This is a genomic window from Lentzea kentuckyensis (assembly GCF_002150765.1).
GTDB classification, from domain to species: Bacteria; Actinomycetota; Actinomycetes; order Mycobacteriales; family Pseudonocardiaceae; genus Lentzea; species Lentzea kentuckyensis.
Map to the genome: position 1 here is coordinate 1 of NZ_MUYM01000186.1, position 4,064 is coordinate 4,064.

Sequence of the window (4,064 nt, forward strand, 5' to 3'; positions counted from 1 at the left end):
CGAGCACGCCGTGTCCACCGTGACCGCGGGCCCCTCCAACCCGAACGTGTAGGCCACTCGCCCCGACGCCACGCTCCCCGCGCTGCCGATCCCCAGTTGCCCCTCGAACGCGGGCACCCGCCCGGAGAGCCGCGACCCGTAGTCGTTGTACATGACCCCGGCAAACACCCCAGTCCTGCTCCGCCGCAACGACAACGGGTCGATCCCGGCATCCTCGAACGCCTCCCACGACGTCTCCAGCAGCAACCGTTGCTGCGGATCGATCGCCAGCGCCTCCCGCGGCGAGATTCCGAAGAACCCCGCGTCGAACTCCGCCGCGTCGTGCAGAAACCCGCCCGACCGCGTGTAACAGGTTCCGGTCGCCGACGGATCCGGCGAGTACAAGGCATCCAGATCCCAGCCGCGGTCCGCCGGGAACGGCCCGATCGCGTCCACCTCGTCGACGACCAGCCGCCACAGGCCCTCCGGCGACCGCACCCCGCCCGGATACCGGCACGCCATCCCGACGATCGCGACCGGTTCGTCCAGCCGCGCCCGCAGTTCGTCGTTCTCCCGCCGCAACCGCTGGTTCTCCTTGACCGCGACGCGAAGCGCCTTGGCCACATGTCCCTCCGCCTCAGTGCCCACCGAGCACCAGCCGCACCAAGTCGTCGGTGTCCATGCCGTCGATCGCGTCGGGCTCTTCCGCCACCACCTCCGGCAGCAACTCGGCCATCAGGTGCTCGGCCAGCGCCCCCGGACTCGGGTGGTCGAAGACCAGCGTCGACGGCAAGCGCACCCCCACCAGGGCGCTCAGCCTGTTGCGCAGCTCCACCGCGGTGAGCGAGTCAAATCCGAGCTCCTTGAACGTCCGCTCGGCCGCCACCCGCCCCGGAATCCCCAGCACCCCGGCAACCTCGCCGCGCACCAGGTCGAGCACCTGCCGCGGTTCCCCGGTCGGCCGCCACGCCTCGCGCTCCGGCACCCACTCCCGAACCAGCCCGCGCAACAACGGGTGCACCGTCTGCGCCGCAGCGTCCAACGGCACCGGTACCAGCACGGATTCGCTGCACCGCAACGCCGCGTCGAACAGCCGCAAGCCCTCCTCCGCACCCAACGGCCTGATGCCGCCGCGAGCCATCCGCGCCCGGTCGACCTCGCTGAGGTGCCCGGTCATGCCGCTGTCATCGGCCCACAGCCCCCACGCGAGCGAGACAGCCGGCAACCCACGCGCCCGCCGATGCCGCGCCAGTGCGTCCAGGTACGCGTTGGCCGCCGCGTAGTTCGCCTGCCCCGGCCCACCGAACGTGCCCGCCGCCGACGAGAAGAACACCATCGGCACGTCCGGCAACAGCTCGTGCAGATGCCAGGCCGCAGACGCCTTGGGCCGCCACACCTCGTCGATGCGCTCAGGAGTGAGCGACGAGATGACGCCGTCGTCGAGCGTGCCCGCCATGTGCACCACGGCATCCACCTGACGCGAGACCACCAGCCGCTCCAACGCCGCCCGGTCCGCGACATCGCACGCCACGACCTCGGCACCGGGCACGTCCAGCTCCCCGCCCCGCCTGCTGGCGAGCACCAGGCTCCGAACGCCGTGCGCGCCGACGAGATGCCGCGCCACCAACCTGCCCAACGTGCCGGTCCCGCCGGTGATCAACACCGTGCCTTCCAGCCTGAGGGCCTGCTCCCCCAGCGTGGTCCTCGCCAGCCGAGGCACCAGAACCTCATCGCCACGCAACGCGAGCTGCGGCTCCCCAGAAGCAACCGCCGCCGCCAACGCCTCCCGGCGCACCTCACCCTCGACGTCGACCAGAACGATCTTGCCGGGGTTCTCCGACTGCGCGGACCGCACGAACCCCCACACTGCCGCGCCAGTCAGGTCCGGGTCGTCCCCCGTAGCGTTCTTCGTCACGAGCACGAGCGGTTCTTGTTCCCCCGCAACCCATTCCTGCAGCACCGCCAACGCCTGATGCACGTGTTCCAGCTCAACGACCTTCCCCGGCAGCTCAGCCGGCGCGACCGGAATCGCCTTCCACCGCACCGCATACAGCGACTCGGGCGCGAGCTGACCGGACGACACGGGCCTAACTACCAACGAGTCCGCGTTCACCACGGTCCGGCCGGTCTCATCGACCGCGGCGAGCGACACCACGTCAGTCCCGATCTCGCTCAACCGCACCCGAAGCACCGAAGCACCCCTCACGGCCAACGACACCCCGTTCCACGCGAACGGCACTCTGCTCTCGTTGCTTCCCAGCGCGATCGCGTGCAACGCGGCATCGAACAACGCCGGGTGCAGCCCGAACCCAGGCTCTCCCTCCGGCAACCGAATCTCGGCGAACACCTCGCCGTCGCCCCGCCAAACCCGTTGCAAACCTTGGAATCGCGGCCCATAGGCGAACCCGACAGCACTCAACCGCTCATACAAATCCCCAACCGCGACCTCGTCCCCAGCAGGCGGCCACGCGATCTCCACCTCGCGCGGCGCCCCAGGCGCCAGCACGCCGCTTGCGTGACAAACCCACTCCGCACCCCGCGAAAACACCTCGATCGTCCGCCGCCCCGTCTCGTCCGGAGCACCAACCACGACCTGCAGCTCGACGTCCGACACCACCAACGGCGCCAAGATGGTCAGCTCCTCCACCACGCCACATCCGGCCTCGTCCGCCGCTTTTAGCGCAATCTCAAGGAACGCGGTGCCCGGCAACAACACCGACCCCAGCACCACGTGGTCAGCCAGCCACGGATGCGTCGCGAGCGACAACCGTCCCGTGAACAACAACCCGCCCGACGCCAAGCTGGTCGCACTCCCCAGCCACGGATGCCCGGCCGCTCCCAGCCAATAGGGCTTGCGCTGAAAGGCATACGTAGGCAGCTCAACCCGCCGCGTCGCGTGACAACACCGCGTCCAGTCGACGTTCGCCCCACCGACCCACGCCCGTGCCAACTGCAGCAGGAACCGTTCCCACCCACCGTCGTCCCTGCGCAGCGACCCGACCACGGTCCCCTCGACCGCGTCCTCGATCCCGATCGTCAGCACCGGATGCGCGCTGACCTCGACGAACACCCCGTATCCGTCCTGCGCGAGCTGTTCGATCGCCGCCTCGAACCTGACCGTGTTGCGCAGGTTCTCGTACCAATACCGCGCATCGAGCCCGGCCGTGTCGAACCGTTCCCCTGTCAACGTCGAGTAGAAGTCGATCTCGGCTTGGCGCGGCGCAATCCTCAGCAGTTCCTCAATGATCTCGTTCCGAACAGCCTCAACCTGCGGCGTGTGCGACGCGTAATCCACCGGAATCCGCCGCGCATGCACCCCCTGAGCCTCACAAACAGCCAACAGCTCTTCCAACGCCTCCGAGTCACCGGCAAGGACCGTCGCAGCGGGCCCGTTCACCGCTGCAACGTGCACTCGCCGCACAAGTTCGCGAGCCTTGTCCACAGGCAGCGCAACCGAGACCATGCCGCCAGTGCCCGCCAACGTGGCGATCGCCCTGCTGCGCATGCAAACCACCCGAGCACCATCCTCAATGGACAATGCTCCGGCAACGACCGCCGCTGCGATCTCCCCCTGCGAATGCCCGACAACCGCCTGCGGCTCAACCCCGTACGCCCGCCACAACCCGGCCAACGACACCATCACCGCCCACAGCGCCGGCTGCACGACCTCGACCCGCTCCAACGCGGCGGCGTCCCGGATCACCTCGAACAAATCCCAGTCGACCCACTGCCGCAACGCGACCGCACACCGGCCCATCAACTCGGCGAACCCCGGCGCTTCCTCGATCAACTCCACCGCCATGCCCACCCACTGCGAGCCCTGGCCGGGGAACACGAATGCCACCCGCGCGCCGTCGTCCGCCACGCCGGACGCGATCTCCACCCCGTCCGGCGACAGAACGGCCCGATGCCCGAACACCGCCTTGGCCGCCAACGCACCACCGACATCCACCGGATCAAGCTCAGCATGCTGCCGCGCGAACGCCGTCAACCGCTCAACCTGCGCGCGCAACGCCGTCTCGCTCTTGCCCGACACCACCCACGGAACCAGCCGCGGCACCTGGCTCGCCGCTCCGCCCCCGCCC

2 protein-coding genes are annotated in these 4,064 nt (G+C 69.4%); both read right to left on the reverse strand.

The features are described from left to right. A partial coding sequence (locus B0F77_RS45595) for a polyketide synthase (protein WP_169731077.1) occupies positions 1-627 on the reverse strand: 627 nt, incomplete at its 3' end. Continuing rightward, positions 617-4,064: type I polyketide synthase (locus tag B0F77_RS45600; protein ID WP_211294372.1), on the reverse strand; the 3,448-nt coding region annotated here is incomplete at its 5' end. The genes B0F77_RS45595 and B0F77_RS45600, both read right to left, overlap by 11 nt.